The sequence below is a fragment of the Marinobacter sp. genome (assembly GCF_965229985.1).
Taxonomy (GTDB): domain Bacteria; phylum Pseudomonadota; class Gammaproteobacteria; order Pseudomonadales; family Oleiphilaceae; genus Marinobacter.
The window spans coordinates 1,334,859-1,361,133 of record NZ_OZ245935.1 but is presented as its reverse complement, the minus strand read 5'-3'; the positions used below and the strand labels follow the sequence as shown (position 1 = coordinate 1,361,133).

Sequence of the window (26,275 nt, the reverse complement as noted above, 5' to 3'; positions counted from 1 at the left end):
GGGTAACGCATGGCGTTTGATGCTGATGAAGAGATTTTGCAGGACTTCCTGGTAGAAGCCGGCGAAATCCTCGAAAAGCTGTCAGAGCAGTTGGTAGATCTTGAGCAACATCCTGACGACAGTGATCTGCTCAACGCCATCTTCCGTGGCTTTCACACCGTTAAAGGCGGCGCGGGCTTCCTTCAGCTTGAAGCACTGGTGAATTGCTGCCATTCCGCCGAGAACGTTTTTGATATCCTGCGCAATCACAAGCGCAAGGTGGACTCTGAGTTAATGGACGTGGTTCTGGAAGCCCTGGACAACGTCAATGCCATGTTTGAGCAGGTCCGCAATCACGAGGAGTTGACACCAGCCCCGGACGAACTGATTGCACGCCTGGATGCCCTGGCCCAGCCGGAGGGCGAGGGGGCACCCGCCGCTGCTTCTCAACCTGAGCATGAAGAGAACGAACCGGCAGAAGACGGTGGTGATATCACCGACGACGAATTCGAACAGCTTCTGGATGCCTTGGAGGACGAAAAATCCGAAGGCCAGGCACCAGCTTCAGGCTCCGGAGCGGCTGCGGGTGACCAGGAGGGTTCCGGAGACGACGAGATTACCGACGACGAATTCGAGGCGCTGCTGGACCAGTTACACGGAAAAGGGCAGTTTGCCGGAGCACCTGCGGGCGAGGAAGAGGCTGTCAGCAAAGAAGAAAAGCCGGCCGCCAAGGCAGAGGGCGGTGCCAGCGATGACCTGATCACTGACGACGAATTCGAAAAACTGCTGGACGATCTTCACGGCAAAGGAGGAAGTCCGACCGCCGGGGGAGAGCCCTCAGCTTCCAAAGAGCCTTCAGCTTCGAAAGAGCCTTCAGCTCCAGGACAGTCCGCGGATCCGAAAGAGCCGTCCGCGCCGAAAGAGCCGGCCAAGCCGAAGGCGGCCGCTAAGCCAGCCGAAAAGCCGGAAGCCAAAGGCGCTGCCGCACCTGCCATGCCCGCTCGCGAGAACGCGCCTGCGGCGGAAACAACGGTTCGTGTCGACACCAAGCGCCTTGATGACATCATGAATATGGTGGGCGAACTGGTGCTGGTGCGTAATCGCCTGCAGCGTCTGGGCAACGAAAGCGAAGACGAGCACATGCACAAGGCGGTGTCCAACCTGGATGTGGTCACCACCGATCTTCAGTCTGCCGTGATGCAGACCCGTATGCAGCCGATCAAGAAGGTGTTTGGTCGCTTCCCCAGGGTGGTCCGTGATCTGGCCAGGAACCTCAAGAAAGAGGTCAACCTGGTGATGCATGGTGAAGATACCGACCTGGACAAGAATCTGGTCGAAGCGCTGTCCGATCCGTTGGTTCACCTGGTCCGGAATTCGGTCGATCACGGGATCGAAGCCCCGGAGGTGCGCGAGAAAGCAGGTAAACCCCGCCAGGGTACCGTTACCCTGTCTGCCGAGCAGGAAGGGGATCATATCCTGTTGTTCATAGAGGATGACGGCGCCGGCATGGATCCGGAAGTGCTGCGCCGGAAGGCAGTTGAGAAGGGGATTTACGACCAGGATGCCGCTGATCGCCTGACCAATTCCGAGTGCTTCAATCTGATTTTCGCGGCCGGATTTTCCACCAAAGACCAGATTTCAGATGTCTCCGGTCGTGGTGTCGGCATGGATGTGGTGAAAACCAAGATTGGCCAGCTCAATGGCCAGTTGAGCATTGAATCGGAACTGGGCAAGGGGTCCCGGATTGTCATCAAGGTTCCGTTGACGCTGGCCATCATGCCCACCCTGATGATCATGCTCGGGGACCAGTCCTTTGCCTTGCCGCTGGTCAATGTGGTCGAGATCTTCCACCTGGACCTGACCAAGACCAATATCGTCGACGGCCGCGAGTGCATTGTGGTTCGGGAAAAGGTATTCCCGCTGTTCCATATCAAGCGATGGCTGGTTCGTGGCGGCACTTCCCAGGAAGTGCCTGAAAACGCCCATGTGGTCATCGTGGCCATGGGGACCAAACAGGTCGGTTTTGTTGTCGACCAGCTGGTCGGGCAGGAAGAGGTGGTGATCAAGCCCCTCGGGCGCGCCCTTCAGGGTACGCCGGGAATGGCCGGCGCCACCATCACTGGCGACGGCCGGATTGCGCTGATTATTGATGTACCAAGCCTGTTGCAACACTACGGCTGAGCCGGGACTTCAGGTGACTGTGGCCAGAGAAGGCCGGAGAACGATGGATTGGGTAGGAGAAGTGGATGACAGTTTCTGTCCTGGTCGTTGACGATTCAGGGTTTTTTCGCAAACGGCTGACGGAAATCCTGACCAGCTCCGGCCAGATCAAGGTGGTTGGTGCGGCTACCAACGGTCGGGAAGGCGTGGAGCTGGCTGAAAAACTGCGTCCAGACGTAATCACCATGGATTACGAGATGCCGGTGATGGATGGCATCTCCGCCGTGCGCGAAATCATGCGCAAGCATCCGACTCCGGTGCTCATGTTCTCTTCCCTAACCTACGAGGGCGCTCGGGTGACCCTCGACGCGCTCGAGGCGGGTGCCGTTGATTTCCTGCCCAAGAATTTTGAAGAAATTGCCCGGGACAACAGCCAGCTCCAGAAAATCCTGATCGATCGAATTCTTGACGTGGCTGGCAGCCGCCCCGGCAACCGGCCTGCTGCTCCGGCCCGTCCTGAGCCGTCGGCGCCCGCTTCCCGGGCACCAGGCACAACGGCACGTCCTCGTCCGGACATCACGCCGCGCCAGCGCCCGGACACACACAGCCCTGCAGCCCCGACCAGTTCCCCGAGTGACGCCGAAGCACCGAGGCGCCATGCCCGGCGAGGCGCCGCCAAGCATTACGCGGTGGTTGGTATTGGTACTTCGACGGGCGGACCAGTTGCCCTGCAACGAGTGCTGACCGCGTTACCCGCCACTTTCCCGGCACCCATCGTACTGGTACAGCATATGCCGGCCAGTTTTACGCCGGCTTTCGCTGAACGCCTGAACAAGCTTTGCCGGATTGAAGTGCGGCAAGCGCAGGATGGCGATGTGTTGCGGCCCGGCCTTGCTTTGCTGGCACCCGGTGGCAAACAGATGATGGTCGAGAATCGGGGCGGTCAGGCCAGGATCCGTATCCTGCCGGGCGACGAGCGGCTCAATTACAAGCCCTGTGTGGACGTAACCTTCGGTTCCCTGGCCAGGAGTTTTCCGGGTAAGACGCTGGGTGTCATTCTTACCGGCATGGGCTCGGACGGCAAAGAAGGTTGCCGGATGATGAAACAGAGCGGGTCCGACATCTGGTCCCAGGATGAAAAGTCGTCGGTTATCTATGGCATGCCCATGGCCGTTGCCAAGGCAGGGCTGACCGATGATGTTCTGTCGCTGGACGAAATCGGGCCACGCCTGGTCGAAGGTGTCTGCTGATGGATATCCTGAGTCTCCTCGGGGTCATACTGGCCTTTGCCGCCATACTCGGCGGTAATCTGCTCGAGGGCGGGGCCGTTAGCTCCCTGTTCAACGGGCCAGCAGCCATTATCGTCATTGGGGGTACCCTGGCGGCGACCATCCTGCAGACCTCCTGGCCCATGCTCAAACGGGCCTTTACCCAGGTGCGCTGGGTATTCGTTCCGCCGTTCATCAATCTGGAAGATGGTATCGGCAAGGTGATCGACTGGAGTGTCAAGGCCCGGAAGCAGGGCCTGCTGGGCCTTGAAGGTCTTGCCGAGCGCGAGCCTGAACCCTTTGCCCGCAAGGGTTTGCAACTGCTGGTGGACGGGGCGGAAACCGAGACCATCCGAGGCATCATGGAGGTGGACCTGGAGTCCCGTGAGCAGCGTGATCTGGAGTCTGCCAAGGTATTCGAGGCCATGGGCGGTTACTCGCCGACCATCGGCATCATCGGGGCTGTGATGGGTTTGATCCAGGTAATGACGAACCTGGAGGATCCACAGTCCCTGGGCAGCGGGATCGCGACCGCCTTTGTGGCCACCATCTACGGTGTGGCCCTGGCCAACCTGCTGTTCTTCCCGGTCGCAAACAAGATGCGCGGTATCGTGCGGGAACGTACCCGATACGAGGACATGATGATCGACGGCATTATTGCCATCGCCGAGGGTGAAAACCCGAAATCCATCGAATTGCGGCTGCGGGGCTTCCTGCAGTAAGCATGCGCAGGCCAACTTATGCGGCGCCGTAGGCAACCCCAGGATGATCTGCACAACAAGGAGCGGTGGCTGATTTCCTATGCGGATTTCATCACGCTGTTGTTCGCCTTTTTCGTGGTGATGTATTCGGTATCGTCCGTCAACGAAGGCAAGTACAAAGTCCTGTCGGAAACCCTGACCGGTGTGTTTAACGCGCCCCAGCGGTCTTTCCAGCCCATTGAGATTGGCGATCAGCCGCAAAGATCACATAATGCTCCTGCAGAGAATGTCATTCCGCCGGCAGTGACCGAAGCCCCCCGTAATCCGGAGATGGACGCCCAGGCCCGAACGGAAGCGCTGCGGGCCATGGCCGACCAGTTGTCGATGGAATTCGATGAGTTGATCAACCAGGGGGTGGTGTCGCTGGAGACCAGTGACGAGTGGCTGGAGTTGAATCTGCCCAACAGTCTGTTGTTTGGCAGCGGCGACGCAGAGCCCCATTACGACGCGTTTGATGTTGTCGAGAAGATCGCCACTGTCCTGAATAACAGGGACAACGCGGTCAAAGTGGAAGGCTTCACCGATAACCAGCCGATCAGTACCTCCCGCTATCCCTCCAACTGGGAATTGTCTGCGGCCCGGGCGGCGTCGATGGTACGGATGTTGGTGATGGAGGGCATCGAGCCGGAGCGTCTGGCGGCCGTGGGCTATGGCCAGTATCAGCCGGTTGCCCGCAATGACACAGAAGAGGGGCGGCGCAGAAATCGCCGGGTGGTATTGCTGATTTCCCGTGACGCCAGTATCCGCGGCGCCATGCGCTGAACAGCTCGTCGGCAGATGCGTATAGAGCCATTGGCATGGTTCCTGTATTACTCCCCGTTAACAAAAAGGCGCCGGCAAGAGCTTGCCGGCATTCCCCGGTGCGATTTGTTCAAGTTGCCCGGGGAATGGCCGATAACCGGGACGGTGGCCACAGTGATTGCCGGCCACACCGAAGTGTTCTCTGGAGAATCGAAGCGTGCGAATCTGGGCAGTAGCCAATCAAAAAGGTGGTGTCGGTAAAACCACAAGTGTTGTTGCGTTGGGCGGCTTGCTTGCCGAGCGTGGCAAGCGTGTTCTCGTTGTGGATCTCGACCCCCATGGCTCGCTTACCAGCTGGTTTGGATACGACCCGGACACCATTACCCACAGCGTTTTCGATCTGTTCCAGCACCAGGGCAAGGTGCCCGAGGGACTTCCGGCCCAGCTGATTACCGAAACCAGTTGCAAGGGGCTGTCCCTGCTCCCGGCGAGTGCGGCCCTGGCCACACTTGAGCGCCGGATGATCGGCGTTGAGGGCATGGGGCTTATCATATCCCGAGCCCTGGCTCAGCTCTGGGATGACTTCGATTATGTCCTGCTGGATAACACCCCCTCGCTTGGGGTCCTGATGGTGAACGCCCTGGCGGCGGCCCAGCACCTGATTATTCCCGTGCAAACCGAATTTCTGGCCATCAAGGGCCTGGAACGCATGCTGCATACCCTGAAGATGATCATGCGTTCCCAGAAAAACGAGCTGTCCTACACCATTGTGCCAACCCTGTATGACCGGCGTACCCAGGCATCGGTGAAGAGCCTGAACCTCCTGCGAAAAACCTATCGTGAGTCCCTGTGGCAGTTTGCCATTCCCGTGGACACCAAGTTCCGGGATGCCAGCCAGGGCGGTATTACTCCCTCTGCACTGGATGCGGAAACTCACGGTGTCCGGGCCTACAGCCATCTGCTGGACGATCTCATGTCCCGGGTGGGCACGGTGAAGGAGCGTCAGCATGGCTGACGATAAATTGACAAGGCTGGCAGACCCGGAAACCGCCATTGCCAGTTACCTTGACGAACTGCTGCACACGGCCACTGACACTGCGCTACGGGAGGAAGTCGAGGCGCCTGAACCGGTGAAGCCGGCACCCCAGAAGCCTCAGGTAGCAACCCGACCAAGTCCGGCCCCGGTAACAACCGTCGAAAAACCGGCGGCAAGGCCCGAAGCGCCCAGGCCGGCCCCGGAGAAGCCTGGAGAACCAGCACGCCCAGTGGTGCGTACGCCCCCGGAAGCGCCGGTACCGAAGCCAAAAGTGGAGGCTCGGCCTGAGCCACAGCCAGAGCCAGAGCCGGCTGCGCCACCCTCCCGTCCGGAATGGTCAGAGCAGCCTTTCGAGTGCCTCATATTCACGGTTGCCGGGCTCCAGCTGGCGGTGCCACTGATTCTGCTCGGTGCCATTCACCGTATTGAGGAAGAGATTCGGCCGATTCCTGGCAGTCCACGCTGGTATATGGGCATTCGCCCTGACCGGGACCAGAACCTGCGGGTGGTGGATTCCGCCGAATGGATTATGGCGGGGCGGGTGCCGCCTGGTGCCCGAGACAACTACCGGTTCGTGATCCGGCTTGATAACAGCGACTGGGGGCTGGCCTGTGATGACGTGGCCCAATCCTTTACGCTCCGCCCGGACGAGGTTCGATGGCGGACTGCCCGCAGTAAGCGTCCCTGGCTGGCCGGGACGGTGATTGACCAGATGTGCGCGTTGATAGACGTGCGTACCATGGCAGACTTGCTGGTGCGGGCGGAAAGAGAGCACCATCTGGATCTGAGCTGACGCAAACAACGGTTACTGAATGAAACCGAGCCGTGCTGGCACGGTTTGTGCCCTTAACTATAGTATTGGGCACTGATGATATTTTTTTGACGATCAGGTTGCCCGCCGGGCAGCCCAAGAGGAGAAACATCGCTATGGCATCCCCGAGCGGACAAACCAATCAGGCCCAGGACGATCAGGTACTGCAGTACGTTACCTTCCGGCTGGATGATGAGACCTACGGTCTGAATGTCATGCAGATTCAGGAAGTGCTGAGATACACGGAGATTGCTCCGGTTCCGGGCGCTCCGGATTATGTGCTCGGCATCATCAACCTTCGGGGTAACGTGGTTACGGTCATAGACACCCGCCGGCGCTTTGGCCTGGCGGATGCGGAAGTAACCGACGCCACCCGGATTGTGGTGATGGAATCCGCCAATCAGGTAATGGGTATTCTGGTGGATTCCGTGGCCGAGGTGGTGTACCTGAAAGCCAGCGAAATTGAGACCGCACCGAACGTGGGTAACGAGGAAAGTGCCAAGTTTATCCAGGGCGTGTGCAACAAGGATGGCGAACTGATCATTCTGGTCGAGTTCGACAAGATGCTGTCAGACCACGAGTGGGCTGAAATCGCGGCACTGTAATCCGGGGCAACCCGTTACGGGCCTGAAGATGGATGCCTTCCGTGGCAATTAACGGGAGACATCCGTCATGTTTGCAGAAATTCCTTCGTATCTTCCCTGGGCGCTGACTGTTGCCGCCTTGTCTCTGGTTTTCGTTCAGGGCCTGGTGCTCGGACGCCAGGTGCGCAGCCTGAGAGCAACCCTGAAAGAACGCTGCGACACTCTTGGCCGGGAACTGCATGCCACCACCAGTGGCAGCATGGGGGTAGGGCAGCGGCTGGTAGCCTGTGAACGCCAACTGCACGAACTGCGGACCACGCTTGATGAAATGCGTCAGAACGATCCGCTGCGCATCTCCTACGATGAAGCCTCAAGACTGGTTGATCTCGGCGCCGATATCGACGATCTTATGAACACGTGCGGAATTTCCCGTCCCGAGGCCGAGCTGGTGTCAGCACTCAGAAAACGTCAGGCGGCCTGATACCATGCCGTTACGGACGCTGCTGAATGAAGAGAGTTTATCCGAGGGCCCTTGAGGCCCTCCGATCTGTATCCCGCCATGATTTTGTTTCCGGTTCTGATCTGGTTCCCTCGATAACCGGCCACTCCATTCCCCGCGAAGAAACCGTCAGCCACATTCTCTCACTGTTGCCAGAAATCGAACCGGATCAGGTGGTCATGCACGTGGGCGGAGGTTCCGGCTATCTGGCTGCCGTGCTTTCAGGCCTGGCCCATCGGGTGATCTACCTGGAAAAGAATGCCGTTGTCGCTGAGGCCGCCAGGGAGCGTTTCTTCCGGCTCGGTTTGCATAATGTGGATGTTCTGGTCGCCAGTGCGGAAGAAGCACCGGAGCCCGATCCGCTATGCGATCTTGTACTCTGCACCACGTTCATCACAGAGCGTCGTGTTCTGGCCCGGTTGGTGCGGCAAGGAGGGCACCTGGTTTGCCTCGAGGGTCGCGCGGGACCTGTTCCGAGCCTCGCCATGTTTGTGCGTCGTGACGCGGGACTGGAGCGGGTGAGGACCCTGGGTTGGGTCGATTTCAATCGTAATGTGGAACAGATCCTCATCGATCAGGGCCTTGTGGATGACAAGATCCTGGCCGAGGCAAAGGCAGAAGCAGCGAAGCAGAATTGCCGCCTGCTTGAAGTTCTCCGGCGCAAACTGAATCTTGAAGAGATCGATCTCTATCGTTCTCTTGCCAGGCAGCGCGGAATGACCTTCACCGACGCGGACGAGATTCTGCCCGACCTCCACCCGGCACTTTTTCGGCGATTCTCCCGTACATTCCTCGACCTTTCCCGTCTGGTTCCAATTGCCGAGGAAGATGGCCGGATCACGGTTGTGACCGATGATCCGGATGCGCGCACGGATCAGCTCGAACGGCTGAGCCCCAATCAGGTGGTTGATTGCCTGTTGGTGACACCGACGGATTTTCGCCGCCTCTGGTCGGCGCTGGATCTGACCGCAAAGGGCCGGAGTTTTGCAGCGGATCACGGGCCTGGCCAGGAGCCGCAGGCCAATTCGACCGGCGGCACCGATCAGTTGCTGGGCAACGATCCGAAAAACAAGCACGTCAGTCCTTACCTGGTGTCTGTCTACGAAGCGATCTTGCTGGATGCTGTGAGCGAAAAAGCCAGCGACATCCATATTGAGCAATACAGTGACCGGATTCGCATTCGCCTGCGGGTGGATGGTGATCTCCATGATCTGCCCCAGTACCAGTTGTCGCCCCGGGAGATCAAAGGGGTGATTAACGTGATCAAGCTGCGGGCGGAACTGAACATCGCCGAGCATCGACTGCCCCAGGGTGGGCGATCCCGGCTTCAGCTTGGCGATATGGCCTACGACCTGCGTATCCAGACCCAGCCCTCCCTGCATGGCGAGCATGCGATTATCCGGCTGTTGCCGCAGACCGGCCGCGCCATGACCATCGCCGAGCTTGGCATGTCACCGCTGATCGGGGCCCGCTATCAGCGACTGCTGGACAACCCGGCGGGGCTGGTACTGGTGGTGGGGCCGACCGGCTCCGGCAAGTCCACAACCCTGTATGCCGGCCTGCAGACCCTGGCCGATGATGGCCGCCGGAAAGTGATTACGGTGGAAGATCCCATCGAGTACTCCATCGATAACATCCAGCAAACCCGGGTGCGGTCGGAGATTGGTTTTGGTTTCGCCGACGCCATGAGAGCGTTTGTTCGGGAAGATCCGGATGTGATTCTGGTGGGCGAGATTCGGGACCAGGAAACCGCTCTGGAAGCGATACGGGCCTCCCAGACCGGGCACGTGGTCCTGTCGACGCTGCACTGCAACGACGCGGTGGATTCGTTGCAACGGCTTTACGATCTGGGCATTCACCCGAATTCCATCGCCGGTGAGCTGTTGGCCGTTATTGCCCAGCGCCTGGCCAAGCGTATCTGCAAGCATTGTCGTCAGCCCGCAGAGCCGGATCCGGTGATTCTGTCCGAGGTGTTTCCGGATGGCCCGCCCGCAGATTTTCGCTGTTTTGAAGGCGCCGGCTGCGATAAATGCAATGGTAGGGGTACTCAGGGTCGAGTGGCAATTGTCGAGTACATGGAAGTCGATTCGGACATCCGGAACGCCATTTCCAGCCAACCTCCCATTGGGGAGCTGCGCTGGCGAGCTCTTGATGCCGGGCTGGTGACTATGCGGGACAGCGCTCTGGATCATGTAATTGAAGGCATTATTCCGCTTTCCGAACTGCCGCGGATTCTCCCGAGGGAGCGCATGGCACCGGAAGTTCGTGGCGGCCGCAGGAGTCAGGAATGAGCAACAAGCAATCTGTTAACAAGGCGGCCCAGCGGGAGCCCGTGGAGGTAGTCTACTCTGCGGAGCTGGACAAGCTCAGGAGTATGGATCATGGCCCGGTACCTCCCGGCTGGTTGATGTCGCCACGGGCGGTGGAAAAGTTCGTGATGGGGGATGAGAAGCTTGGCATTGAGCGGAAGTTCGTTGCCGACCGGGCCATGGTGGTCCGTATCATCATTTCCCTGTGCACCAGCCGCGGCTGCCTGTTGGTCGGTGAGCCGGGGACGGCCAAATCCTGGATGTCGGAATTGCTGGCTGCCGCCATTTCGGGCAGCTCTACGCTGACCCTTCAGGGCGGGGCGGTGAACAGTGTGGGACAACTGCTGTACAGCTGGAACGAGGCGGTTTTGCATACCGAGGGCCCGTGTTTGAAAGCGCTGGTACCCAGCCCGTTGTTGCGGGGGATGATGGAGGGGCGAATGGTGCGGTTTGAAGAAATCGCCCGCTGCCCACAGGCGCTGCAGGATGCGCTGCTCTCCGTTCTGTCCGACAGGGTCGCGGTGATTCCCGAGCTGGCGGGTGACGACGGTGTGGTGCTGGCGCGGGAAGGCTTCAACGTCATCGCTACCTCCAACAGTATCGATGAGGGTGTCCATCGGATGAGTGCCGCGCTGAAGCGGCGGATGGACTTTGAAGAAATCCGGCCGATCCGAAATCTGGCCGACGAGATGGGCGTGGTGCTTCGCGAAGTCAACAGGGCTAACCGCCGAGCTGGCATCGAGGTGGAGCTTGATGAGGCGGTGATCGAGATTCTGGTGACCATGTTTCACGAGCTGCGCAATGGCCAGACTCTGGACGGTCGCAGTACCGACCGGCTTGCCGGCTCAGCGCTGTCCACGGCGGAAGCCGTTTCCGTTGCCCATGCGGCCAGCCTCAATGCCTGGTACTACGGTGGCGGGAGTATCACGGTTGAACAGTTGATGCACCACATTATCGGGTCAGCCCTCAAGGACCAGCCTGAGGATCGGCGCCGGTTGCGCCATTACTTTGAAACCACGGTGGCGCCAAGGCGTGGCGACAACTGGCAGCAGGCCTGGGCGTTGCGCTCACTGATTCATTGAGTCATCCGATGGCGTGCCGGGTTTGCGGTCTTCGGGAGTCAGCCCCCGAATGTGGAAGGCAAACGCCAGGATTTCCGCAATAATCCGGTACAGCGACTCGGGAATTTCTTCATTCAGGGACAGGCGCGCGAGAATGCTGGCCAGCTCCGCATTTTCGTAGAGGGGAACATTGTGCTCACGGGCGATGCGGATGATCTCCTCCGCCAGCTCGTGGGTGCCGGTGGCGCTGATGGTCGGCGCTTTCTCGCCATCGTACTTGAGCGCAACGGCTGCTCTGCTTTGCTGTTCGGTCTCTGATGTCATGCCCGGGTATCCACCAGTCTGTGTTCGAGTCGGGTTACGCTGCTCTGAGGTGTGCCGCGGCGGCAATCCAGGTCTGTCACTTCCAGGCCCAGATCGGTCAGGCTCTGCCGCAACGCGGGAAGCTCCTGGTTCACCTGACGCAGGGTTGTCTGTTTTTCTGCCCAGACCCGGGCGCTCACTGCCTGTTGGCGAAGGGCAACATCGAAATGCAGGGGGCCAGCCTCATCCAGATCCATGGTCAGTGAAAGCCGCCACTCGGCTGTGGCGGTTTTCGCGGATCTGGTTTCTGACTCCCCCTTGTCCGGGTATTGTTCGATCCGGACCTGCGCCAGCCTCGGCTCGTTCTGTGGCGTCAGCCATGGAAGATCGAGCACGAGAGTAGACGCAGGTGCGGGACCGGCCGCATCGCCGCCGCCACGGGCAGTAAGTACCTGGCTGTGCAGTTGGTTGACGGTGATCCGATTGAGCATTCCGGCCAGCAGGCGGAGCATCTGCCCGACGCTGGGTGCTTCGCCACTGCCGGGGGCCTGGGGTGTGGCCAGTGGTTGCGGAAATTGAAGTGGTGCCTGCATGAGTTCTGGCGTCGAGATTGGTGTCAGCCGGTTGAAGTGCTCCGGTGTACTACCCTGTTGGGCAAGCAATGCGGTGATCACCCTGGCAAGCGCCAGCTTGAGATCGGGTAACTGGGCAGAGGGTGTCTGGGCCAGGCGTGATTCGGCGAATAGGCCACTTTCTGAAAGCCACTGCCGGACCTGTTGCGATGTCGTGTCCTGGCTGCCAGAACCGGGAGTCAGGCTGTTCCCCGAAGGCAGCCTCGCCACCATTTGTTCAATAGCCTGCCTGGCGGCCTCCGGAAGAGGTTGGGGGGGGCGCGATGAGGGCAGTTGGCCCGGTAGGGGGTCTTGGCGGAGGCCTTGTGTCAGCGTGCCCATCAGTCTGGCCAGACCAGCGTCCAGGGTTTGCTGCCAGGGCAGTCGCTGGGCGAGGGCACGGGCGATACCGGCTTCGGGCGCGGGAGCCAGTTTGCCCATCAGCTGCAGCTCATTGCCGGCCCGCATCACTTTTACCCAATCACCGATCGCCAGTTCGGTCTTGCCGACGGCAGCCTGGACGAGAAGCGACTTGCCCCGAATGTCCAATAACAGATCTGCACCGTTGCCGCCCTGACGGTTGATGACTTCTGCCACCCGGGCCAGGGTGGTTTCCCGGTTTGTCAGCTGCAGCTGATCGAGCAGTTGCCGTGCCGATGCAGCCACAGGCTCGCGGGCCGCTTCGGTTGTGACTGCGGGCCGGGAAGTCTGCGTTGCAGGCTGCACTGGAGGTGTCGGGGGCTGTTGTCCGTTGGGTAGTTTCATCGTCACTGATTTGATGTTGGACAAGAGTAATCCGCCGGCACTTTCGTTATAATACGGCGCGCCGGCAGGTCATGCGCGAACACTATTCATGGCCGCCGCTGTCACGAATGCACCCGATGCCGACTTCACGCGCATCATCCTGGTTACGGGGCCCTGATGTCTGAGCCGTTATTACAGGCTGTCGATCTGCAGTGCGAGCGGGATGAACGGATCCTGTTCCGTGACCTGTCGTTCTCCATACTGCCCGGTACGGTCACCCGTGTCGAGGGGCCGAACGGCTCCGGCAAGACCACGCTGCTGCGAATGCTGGCTGGCCTGAACGACGCCTGGTCCGGCAATCTGCTCTGGTGCGGCAAGTCCAGGTCTGCCCAGCGGGAAGAATTCCTCCGCAATACCCTGTATCTTGGCCACCGGCCGGGCATCAAGCCGTTGCTAACACCGATGGAGAATCTCCGGGCACTGACGGCAGGGCGGCGGCCGCTGCCAGATCCCGTTCTGCGTCAGGCGCTCGAGGGTACCGGATTGGCCGGGTTCCAGGATGTGCCCTGTCGCAATCTTTCTGCGGGGCAGCAAAGACGGGTTGCCCTGGCGCGCCTGTTGATTGCCGACGAGCCGCTCTGGCTGCTGGATGAAGTTTTTACCGCCATTGATGCCAGCGGTGTCAGCGCCATTGAACAGCTGCTTCAACAACGGGCTGCCGAGGGAGGTGCGGTGGTAGTGACGACCCATCACGATCTCAGATTACCCGGTATGCAACGCATTGTGTTGGGCGGAGGGTCGACCGATGAATGCTGATTGCCGACCGGCACTGACTTTGCGCCAGGATACCGTCGGCGCACTGGCGGCGATGCAGGCGGTGTTCGCCCGGGATATGAGGGTGGCTTTCCGGCAAAGGCAGGATTTGCTCAATCCGCTCTTGTTCTTTGTCATGGTCGTAACCCTTTTTCCTCTCGGGGTTAGCCCGGAAGTGTCATTCCTGCGGGAGGCCGGAGCCGGTATCCTGTGGGTTGCTGCGTTGCTATCGGTGTTGTTGTCGCTGGACCACCTGTTTCGCCATGATTTTGACGATGGCACGCTTGAGCAACTCGTGCTTCAGCCCCAGCCCCTGTTTCTGCTGGTATTGGCGAAAACAGCGGCGCACTGGGTGTTAACCGGCTTGCCGCTGGTGGTACTAACGCCGGTTTTGGGCGTAATGGTTCATCTTGACGGGAACTCCATCGGAGTTTTGTGTCTAACGCTGCTGATCGGTACACCGGTGTTGAGCCTTATCGGGTCAATCGGCGCGGCACTGACGCTAGGATTACGGTCGGCAGGGGTACTCTTGTCCCTGCTGATCATTCCGCTGTACATTCCCGTCCTGATTTTTGGAACGGGTACGGTGGCTTCGGCTGCGGAGGGCGCTCCAGTGGGTGCCTATCTCGCTTTGATGGGCGCATTTCTGGTGCTGGCACTGACTCTGGCGCCCTTCGCATCGGCAGCGGCGCTGCGTATTAGCCTGTCTAACGGGTAAAACAAGGTAACGGTAGGACGGTGACCATCTGATGTGGCAATTTTTTCACAAGCTGGGTTCTCCCAAATGGTTCTTCGGGATTGCAGCCCGGCTGATGCCCTGGCTATTGGCTGGTGGCATCCTGCTGTTGATGGCGGGCATTGTCTGGGGGCTGGCCTTTGCGCCCAAGGATTACCTGCAGGGCAATAGTTACCGGATTATTTTTATTCACGTGCCCACGGCCTTTCTCGCCCAGTCGGTCTACGTGATGATGGCTGTGGCAGCCGTTGTCACCCTGGTCTGGCGCATGAAGCTGGCCGATGTGTTTGTGAAGTCGGTCGCGCCGGTGGGTCTGGTTCTGACCTTTCTTTCACTGTTTACCGGCGCTGTCTGGGGCAAGCCCACCTGGGGAACCTGGTGGGTCTGGGACGCCCGGCTGACCTCGATGCTGATCCTGCTGTTCCTTTACGGCGGCGTGATTGCCCTGGACAGGGCCATCAATGATGAAAAATCTGCGGCACGGGCTGTATCCGTGCTGGTTCTGGTCGGGGTGGTGAATATACCGATTATCCAGTACTCCGTTGAATGGTGGAATACGCTACACCAGCCGTCGACGTTCAAATTGACGGAAAAGCCGTCCATGCCGGCAGAAATGTGGGTGCCGTTGCTCCTGTCTGTGCTTGGGCTGTACTTGCTGTTTGGCTGGCTCGCCTGTTTGCGTATGCAGACAGAGATTCTACTACGTGAACAGAGAACGCGCTGGGTTAAAGATTACGTGTTGGCCGGGAGGGGCTAGATATGGCATTTGATTCCTTTTCGGCATTCATGGTGATGGAAGGTCACGGGCCCTATGTCTGGGCCTGTTATGCCGCATTTTTCCTGCTGATGATCGGCCTTATGGTCTGGTCTCTGCGTCGCCGCAAAGCCGCCATTGAGGCCTGCCGTCGCGGTTATGAGTTCCAGGCAGGTCGGCAGGACTCGCAGGCTGCGTCAGCTTCGACTGCGTCCTTCACCCGCGTCAAGGTTTCCCAAGACTGAAAGGCAGATATCTGATGCATCCAATCCGAAAAAAGCGGCTGACCATTGTTCTGTTCCTGTTGGTGGGACTGGCCATTGCTGTGGGTTTGACGACTTATGCGCTGCGCCAGAACATCAACCTCTTCTATGACCCCACCCAGATTTCCGCCGGTGAAGCACCGGTGGATGTCAGAATCCGGGCCGGTGGCATGGTCGAGGAGGGCTCTGTTCTGCGTGATCCGGACAGCCTGATGGTTGAGTTCAAGGTGACTGACTTCAACGCGTCTGTGCCGGTTCAATACACCGGTATCCTTCCGGATCTGTTTGCCGAGGGGCAGGGTGTGGTTGCCATGGGCCGACTGGATGAAAACGGTCGCTTTGTGGCCGATCAGGTTCTCGCCAAGCACGATGAAAACTATATGCCGCCGGAAGTCGCGGATGCACTGGAGAAGGCCTCGAAGGGCCAGCATAAAGCCAGTGGCAGTGCGGAAACCGTGTCCTACTAACCGTTTTATCTAACAGCCTGGTTTCTGGAGGCCTTTGATGTATCCCGAACTCGGACAGCTTGCACTGATTCTCGCGCTGTTGTTGGCAGTGCTCCTTTCCGTAGTCCCCCTGGCCGGTTCCTTGACCGGCAGGGACAATCTTCAGGCCTTCGCCAGGCCACTTGCATCCGGCATGTTTGTGTTCGTGGGGCTTGCCTTTGCCGTCCTGACCCATGCCTTTGTAACTGACGATTTTTCGGTGGCCTATGTAGCCAATAACAGCAACAGCCTGTTGCCCTGGTATTACAAGTTCAGCGCTGTATGGGGCGGTCATGAGGGCTCGCTGCTACTCTGGATACTGATGCTGGCGGGCTGGACATTGGCGGTCGCTATCTTCAGCCGGCGCCTGCCGGCGGTGATGATCTCCCAGGTGCTGTCGGTGCTGGGCATGGTCTGTGTCGGCTTCCTGCTATTTATCGTTATCACCTCCAATCCGTTCGACCGTCTGCTGCCCAATGTGCCCGCCGATGGCGCGGACCTGAACCCCTTGCTCCAGGATTTCGGGCTGATCGTGCATCCGCCGATGCTCTACATGGGCTATGTCGGTTTTGCCGTGGCCTTTGCCTTTGCCATTGCCGCCCTGATCAATGGCCGTCTCGATGCCGCCTGGGCCCGCTGGTCGCGGCCCTGGACCACGGTTGCATGGGCGTTTCTGTCCCTCGGTATTGCCCTGGGGAGCTGGTGGGCCTATTACGAGCTCGGCTGGGGTGGCTGGTGGTTCTGGGACCCGGTCGAGAATGCTTCACTGTTGCCCTGGCTTTCCGGTACCGCCCTGATGCATTCGCTGGCGGTCACCGAGAAACGCGGTGTGTTCAAGAGCTGGACGGTACTGCTGGCCATAGTCACCTTTGCGCTCAGCTTGCTCGGCACCTTCCTGGTCCGGTCAGGCGTGCTGACATCGGTTCACGCCTTCGCTTCGGATCCGGAGCGGGGTACATTCCTGCTGGCCCTGCTGGCAGTGACCGTGATAGCCAGTTTGGCGCTGTATGCGTTCCGGGCACCGGTGGTGCACGTCCGCTCCCGTTATGGCTCTTTGTCCCGGGAAGTGTTCCTGTTGCTCAACAACGTGCTGCTGGTATCCGCCACGCTTCTGGTGGCAGTCGGCACGCTGTATCCGCTGGTTCTTGATTATCTGGAACTGGGCAAGCTGTCGATCGGTGAACCGTTCTTCAACCTGACGTTCAGTCCCCTGGCGGTGGCGACCGGCCTGTTGCTGGGTGCCGGCATCTTCTCCCGCTGGAAGAAAACCGATGGCGGCTGGCTGGCACGAAAGCTTCTGTGGCCCCTGGCAATCAGCATTGTCGCCACCACGGCGGTTCTGATCGGTTACGGCGGCTTCAAGCCCTGGGCGTTCCTCGGTATTTTCTCCGCCATGTGGGTAACGGTTGCCACTTTCTGGGATCTCTGGGACAAGTCCTCTTCCCGAAAGGGCCGCCTGCACGGTCTGAAGCGGCAGTCCCGCAGCTATTACGGCATGGTACTCGGGCATCTGGGTCTGGCCATTACCATGGCGGGCGCTACGGTGGTCTCCAACTACGGCATCGAGCGTGATGTCCGCATGGTACCCGGCGATGTCGCGACCGTCGGCGATTATCAGTTTGTGTTCAGGGATATCGGCGCGCGCCAGGGGCCTAACTTTACGGCTCAGTACGGCACCTTCGATGTCATGTTGGATGGCGAGCGTGTTTCCGTGCTTCATCCCGAGAAGCGCCAGTACTCTGTGGGGATGAGCGTCATGACCGAGGCTGATATCGACGCCGGTCTGTTCCGGGATATCTTCGTGGCCATTGGTGAGCGCATCACCGACGAGGCCTGGGCCATCCGGCTGCAATACAAGCCGCTTGTTCGCTGGCTCTGGCTGGGCTCCCTGTTTATGGCCGCCGGCGGCTTCCTGGCTATCGCTGATCGCCGCTACCGGATCCGGGAGGGAGCTGACAAGAAGGTGCAGGTCGGCACTGCCGCGCCCGAGACAGGTTCTGCGACATCCGCTGGAGCGACCTCATGAAACGGTTTCTGCTGTTTCTGCCGCTGCTGATCGCCCTTGTTGTTGGCGTCGTGCTGTTCGCGGGCATCGGCAAGGATCCGACCAAGCTTGAATCGGCCCTGGTCGGCAAACCGGTTCCTGAATTCAGCCTGAAGGATCTGCACAACCCGGAGACCATGCTGGATCAAAGCCTGTTTCAGGGGCAGGTTACGCTGTTGAATGTCTGGGGCACCTGGTGCCCTGCCTGCAAGGATGAGCACGACGACCTGATGTGGCTTGCCGAGGAGAAAGGCGTCAACATCATTGGTCTGAACTACAAGGACAATCGCGAAGATGCCCTGGTTTGGCTCGACCGTCTGGGTGACCCGTACCGGAAAACCATCTATGACCCACGGGGCACCCTCGGGTTTGACCTGGGGGTTTATGGCGCGCCGGAAACCTTTGTGATTGATGCCGGTGGTGTGGTCCGCTATCGCCACGTGGGTGTGGTGAATGAGACAGTCTGGGAACAGACGTTGCTGCCGGTGATCAACGACGTTCGAGGGAATGGCTGATGGTGCGAATCGTCTGTTTGGTATTGGCTCTGCTTCTCCCGGCCCTGGCGACGGCCGACGTTGCTGATGTCTATGATTTTTCCGATCGGGCCCAGGAGCAGCGCTACCAGAACCTGATCGCGGAACTGCGCTGCCCGAAATGCCAGAACCAGAACATTGCCGACTCCAACGCGCCCATCTCCAAGGACATGAGAGACGTCGTCTACCGGATGATGAAAGACGGTGCCAGTAACGAGGAGATTGTTGAGTCCCTGGTTGGCAGGTTCGGTGAGTTCGTTCGCTACAAGCCGGAGTTTGACAGCCGGACGTTCCTGCTCTGGGCGACACCGGCCATTGCGGTCTTCGGCGGGTTGCTGGTGGTGGCCGGTGTGGTCATCCGCTCCCGGAGGGTGGGGCAGGAGAGCCCGGCGCTGAGTGCCGAGGAGAAAGCCCGGGTCGACAAAATGCTGACAGACGAGGACAAGCCGTCCTGAAGCTGGCTTTGCCCGGGATGTCCTGGCTGCTACCTCATTCTTAATTCTGAACCTGTGACTGATACTCCATGACTGACACTTTCTGGATTGCCGCAACGGTACTGATCATTCTTGCCCTTTTGTTTGTACTGTACCCGGTCTTTTTTCATCGGCTTGGTGCACGAAAACAGACCGATCTCAAAAACCAGAATCTGATGGCCTACCGCTCCCGGATGAAGGAGCTCGATAGTGAATACGAGGCCGGTATTCTGGACGACGAGAACTACCGCCAGCTCAAGGAAGAGCTCGCCGGGAGCATGCTGGATGATGTCCCCGAGCAGGAACAGGTGAGGCCCGTGATCAGCGGTCGCCGGAGCGCCATGGCAGTGGCGCTGGTGTCGATTCTTCTGATCCCGGCGGCTACCGTTTACCTGTATGAGCGTTGGGGGGCGATGGACCGGGTTGAGCAATTTATCACCATGCAGGAAATGGGCGCCACCGACGGTTCGAGACAGGCCCAGATGATTGAGCTTTCCGGGAAACTGCGAGAGCGGCTGGAGGCCAGCCCGGATAATCCAGAGGGCTGGGCGATGCTCGGGCGCACCTACATGCGCCTGGAGCGCTATGACGACGCGGCCTGGGCATTCCGGCAGCTGGCGGACAGTGTGAATGACGATGACAGGGCAGAAGCCGTTGCCTATGGTCTTTCTGCCCAGGCGCTGTTCTTCGGTAGTCAGGGTGCCATGACGCAAGAGGTTACGGCTGCCATTGAACAGGCCCGTGAGCTCAACCCGGATGAGGTTAATGCCTTGGGCTTGTTGGGCATCAATGCCTTCAGTCAGGAGAATTATCGGGAAGCCATAGAGTACTGGGAGCGAATACAAACCGTTGCGCCAGACCACCCGCAGATTGCGTCCATACAGGAAGGGATTCGTGAAGCCTACGCCCGTCTCGGGGAGGAACCGCCGGCCCAGATGGCCGAAGCGCAAGCAGCCGGGGCCGGAGTGACCGTTCGTGTGACTCTTGCCGAGGACTTCCTGGATCAGGTGCCGGCCGATACCACGCTGTTCCTGTTTGCCCGTCAGGCCAATGTTCGGCAGGGGCCACCTCTGGCCGTTGCTCGGTTGACGGCCGATCAGCTGCCGGTGGAAATCCGTCTGGACGACCGGTACGCAATGTCACCACAGGCCACGATTTCCAGTGTTGACGAGGTTGTCGTAACGGCTCGTCTCAGTCGTTCCGGCAGTGTTAGCGCCCAGGCGGGTGACTGGCAGGGCAGCACCGACGGGCCCATAGCTGTTAATGAAAGCCAGGACACGCCGGTATCGGTTGTAATCGATCAGCAGCTGATCGATTAATACTCAGGACAGGCCTCTTGGGTAGAGCGGAGGCAGATCGGCGCTGGTTTGGGCCTGCCTGTGCCTCCGGATCTGCTCAAGGGCCCGCGCCAATGGCCGACCATCCCAGGTGTCGTTCTCGTGCCCGGGCGCAAAAAGCCGGGCTTGAAGCCTTCTGAGTTCCGTGGCCAGTGTCTCGTCGCCGAAGTGATCGACAACGTCAGATGCAGACCGGAAGCCGTGGCCGGGCGAGTGCATATTTGCCCACTCCACCACAAGCTCCGGTGTCTCTGCTGTGCCGTCCCTCGCGGCCTTGATCAGACGGTCGAACGCGGTATCTTCATCCCGGTTGTCAGTCTGTGCCGGAGTGGCTTTCCCGGCTTTGCCTGACCACCACCATGCCAACAGTGTTCCGGCCCAGAGAAATCCCAGCACCACTGCTAGCCACTGCCAGGGTCCGGTTTCGTCCGATGGCGGGCTAGCGGGGGGGTCAGTGGTGGCGGCACCCGGTTCCGGGCTTGCCTTGCCTTGGTCGCTTTGCGGAGACGACGCAGCGGCAACGGTATTCGGGTCTTTCACGGTCAGTGTTTGCTCCGGGATCACGGCAACTCGTTCCCGGTCTGCTTCCGTATCCCACCAGGCTATTCGAATGGCCGGCAGAGTCATCTGGCCAGCCTCAACGGGCACCAGAGCCACGGACTGGTTCAGTGAGGATGTGAGGCCAGCGGGTGTGGTTTCGGTCTGGCGCTCCGGCTCTTCGGGATAACTTCTCAAGCCGTCTGGTACGGCATCGGGCAACGGAGGCAGGGCCTCCGAGGGCAGTCCCGCTGCCGTGAGCCTGATTTCGCGGGTAATGTTTTCGCCGGTGGCGACTTCCAGAGTCGGCGGAAGCCCGGACTCCTCAAGCGCTAAGCCGGTTGCCGGCAGCCACGTTTCACCACTGAATTGTGCAGGTACATCGTTGACCGGCACTTCAAAGAGCTCTTCGCTGTCCCGCAGAAAACGGAGGCTGCCGGAAGCGTCTCTGGCCTGGCCCTCGAACCGGACCGGAGGAAGTTTCAGAGTCCCCGGACGCTGGGGAAATATCGCGTACCGGCGTTCCACAACGCGATATCGGACACCGTCGCGATAGCGTGAGAATTCCTGCTGCCTGCCCAGGGATTCAATGATGGCATGGGGATGGGTAGGCTCGGATAGCTCTCCACGAATAAGGTTGCCCCGGAAGAAAAGCCGAACGGTCAGAATCAACTGCTCCTGCACATACACTTCATCTTTGTCGGCAGACAGCTCGATGAAGCTGTCCCGGCCAGGAGCGGCCTGATCCGGTGGTGAGCCATCCACCACTTCCACCGTTACCGGCTCTGACACTGCCCCTTTAAAGGTGAGCGCCGGGATGGTCAGCTCACCGGTGTTTTTCGGTGCAAGCTGGTAGGTCCAGGTAATCTCGCCCACCATCTGGTTGTTCACGGTGCGGATGCTGTATTGCTGGTTCTGGGCCAGAATCTCAAAATCTGGTTCCACTTTCTCGATATCAGGCTTGGGCAGGTTGGACATGTCGAAGTCAAACAGGTTGCCCAGGTTGATATCGATCTCCATGCTGCCCTTCACGGTCAGTTTGAGGACCTCACCCTCGTAGAGGCGGGTCCGGTCTGGCTCGACCGTCAGTTGCTGTGACTGTGTCTGTGCTTGGGCCGGCAGCCAGATTACTGTTAAGAGCGCCGTCAGCAGAAACAGACAGACGGCGGGTGTAATCAGCCGTTTTACCATGGTGTATCGCCCTCATCGGATGGAGTCTGGCGTTGTTGATACTGCTGCAGGAACTTGCGCTGCAGTAAGCCGCCCGGGTTGTCCGGCACCCGTCTGAGCCATTGTTCCTGGCTCTGGGTCAGCGGCGTTTCTGAAATCGGGGCGGGTGACTGCGCCTGGCCTGACGGTGAGTCCCCCTCGCCGGAGGCCTGCTCGGGACTGCCTTCCTCACCGGGCTCCTGCTGATTCTGCTCATCGGACTGATTGTTTGGCTGATCCTGGTTGCCGGGCGAGGACTGGCTGTTTTCAGGGTTTTGCTGTTGATTATTCCCTGAGTTGCCGGAATTCTCGCTCTCACTGTTTCCATCCTGATTCTGACGGTTTTGTTGCTGATCGCCTTCGCCTCCCTCGTTGCTGGAGGAGTCCGACGAATCCTGCTGGCTGCCTTCCTGGCTCTGCTTCTGCTGATTCAGAAGTTCCTCGACAATCTTCCGGTTGTGTCGGGCATCCGCCATGTCAGGCGCTTTTTCCAGGGCCGCATCGTAGGCGGCCAGAGCCTCTTCCAGTTTGCCGGTACGGGCCAGTGCGTTGCCCCGGTTATAACTGGCACGCGGGCCCTGTGACCGGGCAAACGTCTGAGCAGCGCTATCGAACTGGCCGGAACGATACAGTGCGGAACCCCGCCATTCCGGGTCGTCCAGCTGTCGGGCGGCTGTTTCCGGGCTCTTCTCAATCAGCTCAGGGGCTCTCTGATCCTCCCGTTGCCAGAGTTCATCCCAGCTTATGGCGGCAGCCGGCTGTGGCCAGATCGGCAACAGGATCAGGGCGAAGGCACTGAAGGCACCGCGGCGCCAGCCAAGCAAAACCAGGGGAAGGGCGAGCCAGAGCAGCCAGTAGCCGTCATCCTGCCAGCGACTGACCGTTAGGCCGTCTTCTGATGCCTGCCAGTCGTCACCGTCCTTTGGGCTCAGGTTCAGGGATTGAACATCGGTATCATCCAGGGTCAGCTCATGGCTCTGGCCGCCGGTGCTGCGAGCGAGGTCCGACAGCCCTTCCGGGTTGGCCCGACTGATCACAATGTCGCCGTTTTCACGGATAAATCCGCGCCTGGCCAGGGGGATGGGGCCACCCTCCTCGGTTCCGACAACGAGAGTATTAAGCACGTAACCGGTACCAGACAGGGTTTCCCGGATCGTCCCGGTGTAACGATCGTTGATGTCGTCAGTGATCAGCAGGATGCGGCCCTCCCCTGGGGCGCCCTGCTGGAGCAATTCCTTTGCCCGGGTAACTGCGAGGTCTGCCCGATTGCCTGTGGCTGGCATGATGACCGGGTCCAGCACATTGAGCATCCCCTCAATCGTGCGGCCGTCATCCGTTAACGGTGTGACCACGTGGGCGTCGCCGGAAAAGACCAGCAGGCCGGTCAGGCTGCCTTCCCGAAGCTCGAGGATATCCCGGATTTTCCGTTTGGCCCGGGTCAGGCGATCAGGCTCCACGTCCGTGGCCAGCATGGACAGGGAGAGGTCCAGTGCAATCACAAGACTGTCGCCCGGCTGTTTCAGTGGGGTGGGTGCCTCCCGCCAGGCGGGCCCTGCCAGCGCCACGGACAGAATGATCAGGGCAACGACGGCCGGGGCCAGAGGCGACTTTGTCGCTTTCCCCGAGCGGCCATCATGACGAATCAGCGGCGATAGCAAACGGGCCGGAATCAGCCGGGACCAGCCACTGTCGCCCAGACGCATTTGCCGGAATGCCAGATACAGGATCGGTAATAGCAGGAGCAGCAATAGCCAGAATGGCCGCAGAAAATGAAAGTCAGCCCACATTCGCTTCCTCCTCCTTCCTGCTCCGGCGGGAGTCAGCAACAAGCTCCCGGCCGTGGCGAACCAGGAACAGGAACAGCCACAGAAGCACTGCCAGGCCGGCGGGCCAGAAATAGAGTTCGGTCACTGGCCGAAAGAACTTGCCCTCCAGCTCGATAGGTTCCAGTTGATCGATGCTCTCGTAGATGAGTTCCAGCTCCGGCAGGCTGCGTGCCCGGAAATACTCTCCACCGGTTTGCTGGGCCATCCGGGTCAGCAGGTTTTCGTCCAGATCCCTGGATGGGTTAACCCGGCGCGAGCCGAGCAGACCGCGCTGCACCATGGACTCGGCGCCAATGCCGATGGTGTACAGTCGAATGCTGGCGGCGGCGGCGATTTCGGTGGCCTTGTCGGGGGTAATTTCGCCGGCGGTATTGGCGCCATCGGTGAGCAGGACCACAACGCGCTGGTCCTGGGGCCGGTTTCTCAGCCGTTTGGTTGCCAGACCCACCGCGTCGCCAATGGCGGTGGCGCGCCCGGCCATTCCCAGGCCCGCCTCGCGCATCAGGGTTCTGACGGTTTCAAGATCGAAGGTGAGGGGCGCCTGCACATAGGGCTCGGTACCGAACAGGATCAGACCGAGCCGGTCACCCTGGCGGCGGGAGATGAAGTCATCCAGTACCCGTTTGACCGCCTGTAGGCGATTAATGCTCCGGCCCTGAAGGACCATATCCTGCTCATCCATGCTGGGAGAAATGTCGACAACCAGCATCAGATCGCGGCCGGAAACCGGCATCTGTACCTGCTCTCCCACATGCTGGGGTCGTGCCAGTGCGATTACCAGAAGCGTCCACATGAGAAACAGCAACAGTTGCTGCCAGAGTGGAACAGCATTGCCCCGACGACTCACGCCGGGCAGGTCCGACAGCCAGTGGCCGACCGGCAGCACCGGCGCGTCGACCGCTTGTCCTCCGGGCTTGCGCCATTTCAGGACCAGCGGTAACAGCACCAGAACCAGTACCCAGGGCCAGGCAAGATTCAGCATTTCTGCCCTCCCAGCCACAACCGGGCGAACGCCAGCGCCTCGGTGGGCTCAGCGGAAACTTTGGGACGCCAGGCACTGGAGACCAGTGCCTCGGCAACCGGTCGGGAGGCAATCCGGTCCCTGGGGGCGGTGGTCAGCAGAAACTCCACCCAGGCATCGCCAGACAGCGCTTCCGGGTGTTGGTCCGGGTAGCGCTCACGAGCGGCCTGTTTTAGCAGCGTGTTCAGTTGCGCAAACCACGAGGGGTCGGGGCTGGCTGAACGTTCCAGTCTGGCAAGCTCGGCCCGGGCGAATCGGAGCCACCGATTCCTTTTTCGTCGCTTCAGGATCAGCCAGATCAGGGCTGCAAGCGCCGCAATCATCAATACGGCCAGAATCCACCAACCCGGCGCCGGGGGCCAGAAGCCCCCGGTCTCGGGCAGGTGAATATCCCTGAGCTGGCTGAGCGGATCCTGCGGGTTCATCCGATCCGCCCTCCCGGCCCCAGTAGTGACTTCAGAGTGGCTGCGGGATCTTCCGCGGTGGATACCTCTGCCATGGTCACCCCGGAGGTCCGGAAACATTCCTCCAATCGGTGTTCATGGTTGGTGACCTTCTCATGCCAGGCCCTCTGGAACCGAGGGTTTCCGGCGTCGAACCACACCGGGCCGTCCGGACCGGCCACCGCGAAGCGTCCGCTTTTCGGCAGCTGTTTCTCCAATGGGTCCACGATTCTCAGGGCGCTGACAGCATTATGGCGGGCCAGGGCGCCGAGCAGAGTGCCTGTCTCTGGCGAGATATCCAGGAAATCACTGATCACGAAGATCCGGCTGCCGGTATGGGCGACCCGACGGGCCTCAGTGAGTGCCGTGTCCAGCCGGCACTGGCCGGGCTGTTCGTCCGGTGCCAGCGTCCGGTTATCCCTTCGTTGCTGCTGGTCCAGGGTGTCCAGGAACCGCAGCACCGACTTCTTGCGACGGGCAGGGCGAAGGACGCTAAGGGCCTCGCCATTGAAAACAATGCCCCCCACCTGGTCTCCGGACCACAACGCCAGCCAGGCCAGAATGGAGGCGATCTGGGCACAGCGAACCTGTTTGAAGGCACCGGTGCTGGCAAAAAACAGGCTTGGGCCGAGATCGCACAGGAGCAGCACGGGCCGCTCCCGTTCTTCCTCATAGAGTTTGGTGTGCGGTTCCTGGCGCCTGGCCGTTACCCGCCAGTCGATGCTGCGGATGTCATCTCCAGGCTGGTAAAGCCGGACTTCGGCAAACGCCATACCTCTGCCGCGCTGTGGCGAGCGCTGCAAGCCGGCCTGCCGCGAACGCACCGGGCGGGCAGAGGGCAGTTTCAGTGCCCGCGCATCTGCCTGCAGGCGGATCAGATCCGGTAGGCCGATGTGGGTTATTGCTTCGGTGTTGCCCATGCCTGACGGCTCCC

The 26,275-nt window shown here is 60.1% G+C and carries 26 protein-coding genes; 19 read left to right on the top strand and 7 right to left on the bottom strand.

Annotated features, from left to right (window positions below; all coding sequences use genetic code 11):
• The first annotated feature begins 9 nt into the window (after positions 1-9).
• From ACO06L_RS06160 to ACO06L_RS06115, 10 genes are all read left to right on the top strand, one after another.
• A complete protein-coding gene (locus ACO06L_RS06160) occupies positions 10-2,160 on the top strand; it encodes a chemotaxis protein CheA (protein ID WP_202346890.1) in 2,151 nt (716 codons plus the stop codon).
• Positions 2,161-2,225: 65 nt separating this feature from the next.
• Positions 2,226-3,389: a protein-glutamate methylesterase/protein-glutamine glutaminase gene (locus ACO06L_RS06155; protein ID WP_064228815.1), complete on the top strand. Its 1,164-nt coding sequence runs from the start codon at positions 2,226-2,228 to the stop codon at positions 3,387-3,389.
• Positions 3,389-4,129, top strand: a complete 741-nt coding sequence (locus ACO06L_RS06150; protein ID WP_064228816.1) for a flagellar motor protein — start codon at positions 3,389-3,391, stop codon at positions 4,127-4,129. Before ACO06L_RS06155 ends, ACO06L_RS06150 begins: the two co-directional genes overlap by 1 nt.
• A gap of 18 nt (positions 4,130-4,147) precedes the next feature.
• Positions 4,148-4,930, top strand: a complete 783-nt coding sequence (gene motD / locus ACO06L_RS06145) for a flagellar motor protein MotD (protein WP_202346889.1) — start codon at positions 4,148-4,150, stop codon at positions 4,928-4,930.
• A 196-nt stretch (positions 4,931-5,126) separates the two neighbouring features.
• On the top strand, positions 5,127-5,924 hold the full coding sequence (locus ACO06L_RS06140) for a ParA family protein (protein WP_202346888.1): 798 nt from the start codon (positions 5,127-5,129) through the stop codon (positions 5,922-5,924).
• Positions 5,917-6,738, top strand: coding sequence for a chemotaxis protein CheW (locus ACO06L_RS06135; RefSeq protein ID WP_202346887.1), 822 nt, complete (start codon positions 5,917-5,919; stop codon positions 6,736-6,738). Before ACO06L_RS06140 ends, ACO06L_RS06135 begins: the two co-directional genes overlap by 8 nt.
• 134 nt (positions 6,739-6,872) lie before the next feature.
• The gene (locus ACO06L_RS06130) at positions 6,873-7,361 is read left to right on the top strand and encodes a chemotaxis protein CheW (protein WP_008173094.1); all 489 of its coding nucleotides are present in this window, start codon (positions 6,873-6,875) and stop codon (positions 7,359-7,361) included.
• A 67-nt stretch (positions 7,362-7,428) separates the two neighbouring features.
• Positions 7,429-7,821, top strand: a complete 393-nt coding sequence (locus ACO06L_RS06125) for a DUF2802 domain-containing protein (protein WP_064228820.1) — start codon at positions 7,429-7,431, stop codon at positions 7,819-7,821.
• 26 nt (positions 7,822-7,847) lie between these two features.
• Positions 7,848-10,130 (top strand): ATPase, T2SS/T4P/T4SS family, encoded by a 2,283-nt coding sequence (locus ACO06L_RS06120; RefSeq protein ID WP_202346886.1) that lies wholly within the window; start codon positions 7,848-7,850, stop codon positions 10,128-10,130.
• Entirely contained in the window at positions 10,127-11,230 is a 1,104-nt protein-coding gene (locus tag ACO06L_RS06115) for an ATP-binding protein (RefSeq protein WP_202346885.1), read from the top strand. The genes ACO06L_RS06120 and ACO06L_RS06115 overlap by 4 nt, the downstream gene beginning before the upstream one ends.
• Here ACO06L_RS06115 and ACO06L_RS06110 read toward each other — a convergent pair.
• Both ACO06L_RS06110 and ACO06L_RS06105 read right to left on the bottom strand, forming a co-directional pair.
• Positions 11,216-11,533, bottom strand: coding sequence for an EscU/YscU/HrcU family type III secretion system export apparatus switch protein (locus ACO06L_RS06110; protein ID WP_202346884.1), 318 nt, complete (start codon positions 11,531-11,533; stop codon positions 11,216-11,218). The genes ACO06L_RS06115 and ACO06L_RS06110 overlap by 15 nt on opposite strands.
• Positions 11,530-12,888 (bottom strand): flagellar hook-length control protein FliK, encoded by a 1,359-nt coding sequence (locus tag ACO06L_RS06105; protein ID WP_202347018.1) that lies wholly within the window; start codon positions 12,886-12,888, stop codon positions 11,530-11,532. Before ACO06L_RS06105 ends, ACO06L_RS06110 begins: the two co-directional genes overlap by 4 nt.
• Before the next feature lie 156 nt (positions 12,889-13,044).
• Here ACO06L_RS06105 and ccmA point away from each other — a divergent pair, with 156 nt between their 5' ends.
• From ccmA to ccmI, 9 genes are all read left to right on the top strand, one after another.
• Positions 13,045-13,683 carry a cytochrome c biogenesis heme-transporting ATPase CcmA gene (ccmA, locus tag ACO06L_RS06100; protein ID WP_202346883.1) on the top strand — a complete coding sequence of 213 codons (639 nt, stop codon included), beginning with the start codon at positions 13,045-13,047 and terminating at the stop codon, positions 13,681-13,683.
• Positions 13,673-14,398: a heme exporter protein CcmB gene (gene ccmB, locus ACO06L_RS06095; protein ID WP_202346882.1), complete on the top strand. Its 726-nt coding sequence runs from the start codon at positions 13,673-13,675 to the stop codon at positions 14,396-14,398. The genes ccmA and ccmB overlap by 11 nt, the downstream gene beginning before the upstream one ends.
• A gap of 31 nt (positions 14,399-14,429) precedes the next feature.
• Entirely contained in the window at positions 14,430-15,173 is a 744-nt protein-coding gene (ccmC, locus tag ACO06L_RS06090) for a heme ABC transporter permease CcmC (protein ID WP_202346881.1), read from the top strand.
• Positions 15,174-15,175: 2 nt separating this feature from the next.
• On the top strand, positions 15,176-15,415 hold the full coding sequence (gene ccmD / locus ACO06L_RS06085; RefSeq protein ID WP_202346880.1) for a heme exporter protein CcmD: 240 nt from the start codon (positions 15,176-15,178) through the stop codon (positions 15,413-15,415).
• A gap of 14 nt (positions 15,416-15,429) precedes the next feature.
• Positions 15,430-15,900 (top strand): cytochrome c maturation protein CcmE, encoded by a 471-nt coding sequence (ccmE, locus tag ACO06L_RS06080; RefSeq protein WP_064228828.1) that lies wholly within the window; start codon positions 15,430-15,432, stop codon positions 15,898-15,900.
• Positions 15,901-15,937: 37 nt separating this feature from the next.
• Positions 15,938-17,944, top strand: a complete 2,007-nt coding sequence (locus ACO06L_RS06075) for a heme lyase CcmF/NrfE family subunit (RefSeq protein WP_064228829.1) — start codon at positions 15,938-15,940, stop codon at positions 17,942-17,944.
• Positions 17,941-18,477: a DsbE family thiol:disulfide interchange protein gene (locus ACO06L_RS06070; protein ID WP_064228830.1), complete on the top strand. Its 537-nt coding sequence runs from the start codon at positions 17,941-17,943 to the stop codon at positions 18,475-18,477. The genes ACO06L_RS06075 and ACO06L_RS06070 overlap by 4 nt, the downstream gene beginning before the upstream one ends.
• Positions 18,477-18,950: a cytochrome c-type biogenesis protein gene (locus ACO06L_RS06065; RefSeq protein ID WP_064228831.1), complete on the top strand. Its 474-nt coding sequence runs from the start codon at positions 18,477-18,479 to the stop codon at positions 18,948-18,950. The genes ACO06L_RS06070 and ACO06L_RS06065 overlap by 1 nt, the downstream gene beginning before the upstream one ends.
• Positions 18,951-19,018: 68 nt before the next feature.
• Entirely contained in the window at positions 19,019-20,287 is a 1,269-nt protein-coding gene (gene ccmI, locus ACO06L_RS06060; RefSeq protein ID WP_202346879.1) for a c-type cytochrome biogenesis protein CcmI, read from the top strand.
• Positions 20,288-20,290: 3 nt separating this feature from the next.
• Here ccmI and ACO06L_RS06055 read toward each other — a convergent pair whose 3' ends face one another.
• The 5 genes from ACO06L_RS06055 to ACO06L_RS06035 are packed head-to-tail and all read right to left on the bottom strand — an operon-like array spanning position 20,291 to position 26,261.
• A complete protein-coding gene (locus ACO06L_RS06055) occupies positions 20,291-22,033 on the bottom strand; it encodes a BatD family protein (RefSeq protein WP_202346878.1) in 1,743 nt (580 codons plus the stop codon).
• Complete coding sequence (locus ACO06L_RS06050) at positions 22,027-23,838, bottom strand: VWA domain-containing protein (protein WP_202346877.1); 1,812 nt, start codon at positions 23,836-23,838, stop codon at positions 22,027-22,029. The genes ACO06L_RS06055 and ACO06L_RS06050 overlap by 7 nt, the downstream gene beginning before the upstream one ends.
• Positions 23,828-24,859: a vWA domain-containing protein gene (locus ACO06L_RS06045; protein WP_082905032.1), complete on the bottom strand. Its 1,032-nt coding sequence runs from the start codon at positions 24,857-24,859 to the stop codon at positions 23,828-23,830. The genes ACO06L_RS06050 and ACO06L_RS06045 overlap by 11 nt, the downstream gene beginning before the upstream one ends.
• On the bottom strand, positions 24,853-25,323 hold the full coding sequence (locus ACO06L_RS06040) for a DUF4381 domain-containing protein (protein ID WP_202346876.1): 471 nt from the start codon (positions 25,321-25,323) through the stop codon (positions 24,853-24,855). Before ACO06L_RS06040 ends, ACO06L_RS06045 begins: the two co-directional genes overlap by 7 nt.
• Positions 25,320-26,261: a DUF58 domain-containing protein gene (locus ACO06L_RS06035; RefSeq protein WP_202346875.1), complete on the bottom strand. Its 942-nt coding sequence runs from the start codon at positions 26,259-26,261 to the stop codon at positions 25,320-25,322. The genes ACO06L_RS06040 and ACO06L_RS06035 overlap by 4 nt, the downstream gene beginning before the upstream one ends.
• Between the last annotated feature and the right edge of the window lie 14 nt (positions 26,262-26,275).

Excerpts from the sequence above, each read along its gene's own strand:
- ACO06L_RS06130 (WP_008173094.1), top strand. The coding sequence starts at position 6,873 with ATGGCATCCCCGAGCGGACAAACCAATCAGGCCCAGGACGATCAGGTA.
- ACO06L_RS06075 (WP_064228829.1), top strand. The coding sequence starts at position 15,938 with ATGTATCCCGAACTCGGACAGCTTGCACTGATTCTCGCGCTGTTGTTG.
- ccmB (WP_202346882.1), top strand. The coding sequence starts at position 13,673 with ATGAATGCTGATTGCCGACCGGCACTGACTTTGCGCCAGGATACCGTC.
- ACO06L_RS06105 (WP_202347018.1), bottom strand. The coding sequence starts at position 12,888 with ATGAAACTACCCAACGGACAACAGCCCCCGACACCTCCAGTGCAGCCT.
- ACO06L_RS06035 (WP_202346875.1), bottom strand. The coding sequence starts at position 26,261 with ATGGGCAACACCGAAGCAATAACCCACATCGGCCTACCGGATCTGATC.
- ccmA (WP_202346883.1), top strand. The coding sequence starts at position 13,045 with ATGTCTGAGCCGTTATTACAGGCTGTCGATCTGCAGTGCGAGCGGGAT.
- ccmE (WP_064228828.1), top strand. The coding sequence starts at position 15,430 with ATGCATCCAATCCGAAAAAAGCGGCTGACCATTGTTCTGTTCCTGTTG.
- ACO06L_RS06050 (WP_202346877.1), bottom strand. The coding sequence starts at position 23,838 with ATGTGGGCTGACTTTCATTTTCTGCGGCCATTCTGGCTATTGCTGCTC.
- ccmI (WP_202346879.1), top strand. The coding sequence starts at position 19,019 with ATGACTGACACTTTCTGGATTGCCGCAACGGTACTGATCATTCTTGCC.
- ACO06L_RS06040 (WP_202346876.1), bottom strand. The coding sequence starts at position 25,323 with ATGAACCCGCAGGATCCGCTCAGCCAGCTCAGGGATATTCACCTGCCC.
- ACO06L_RS06135 (WP_202346887.1), top strand. The coding sequence starts at position 5,917 with ATGGCTGACGATAAATTGACAAGGCTGGCAGACCCGGAAACCGCCATT.
- ACO06L_RS06065 (WP_064228831.1), top strand. The coding sequence starts at position 18,477 with ATGGTGCGAATCGTCTGTTTGGTATTGGCTCTGCTTCTCCCGGCCCTG.
- motD (WP_202346889.1), top strand. The coding sequence starts at position 4,148 with ATGCGGCGCCGTAGGCAACCCCAGGATGATCTGCACAACAAGGAGCGG.
- ACO06L_RS06120 (WP_202346886.1), top strand. The coding sequence starts at position 7,848 with ATGAAGAGAGTTTATCCGAGGGCCCTTGAGGCCCTCCGATCTGTATCC.
- ccmD (WP_202346880.1), top strand. The coding sequence starts at position 15,176 with ATGGCATTTGATTCCTTTTCGGCATTCATGGTGATGGAAGGTCACGGG.
- ACO06L_RS06160 (WP_202346890.1), top strand. The coding sequence starts at position 10 with ATGGCGTTTGATGCTGATGAAGAGATTTTGCAGGACTTCCTGGTAGAA.
- ACO06L_RS06055 (WP_202346878.1), bottom strand. The coding sequence starts at position 22,033 with ATGGTAAAACGGCTGATTACACCCGCCGTCTGTCTGTTTCTGCTGACG.
- ACO06L_RS06155 (WP_064228815.1), top strand. The coding sequence starts at position 2,226 with ATGACAGTTTCTGTCCTGGTCGTTGACGATTCAGGGTTTTTTCGCAAA.
- ACO06L_RS06115 (WP_202346885.1), top strand. The coding sequence starts at position 10,127 with ATGAGCAACAAGCAATCTGTTAACAAGGCGGCCCAGCGGGAGCCCGTG.
- ccmC (WP_202346881.1), top strand. The coding sequence starts at position 14,430 with ATGTGGCAATTTTTTCACAAGCTGGGTTCTCCCAAATGGTTCTTCGGG.
- ACO06L_RS06125 (WP_064228820.1), top strand. The coding sequence starts at position 7,429 with ATGTTTGCAGAAATTCCTTCGTATCTTCCCTGGGCGCTGACTGTTGCC.
- ACO06L_RS06150 (WP_064228816.1), top strand. The coding sequence starts at position 3,389 with ATGGATATCCTGAGTCTCCTCGGGGTCATACTGGCCTTTGCCGCCATA.
- ACO06L_RS06110 (WP_202346884.1), bottom strand. The coding sequence starts at position 11,533 with ATGACATCAGAGACCGAACAGCAAAGCAGAGCAGCCGTTGCGCTCAAG.
- ACO06L_RS06045 (WP_082905032.1), bottom strand. The coding sequence starts at position 24,859 with ATGCTGAATCTTGCCTGGCCCTGGGTACTGGTTCTGGTGCTGTTACCG.
- ACO06L_RS06070 (WP_064228830.1), top strand. The coding sequence starts at position 17,941 with ATGAAACGGTTTCTGCTGTTTCTGCCGCTGCTGATCGCCCTTGTTGTT.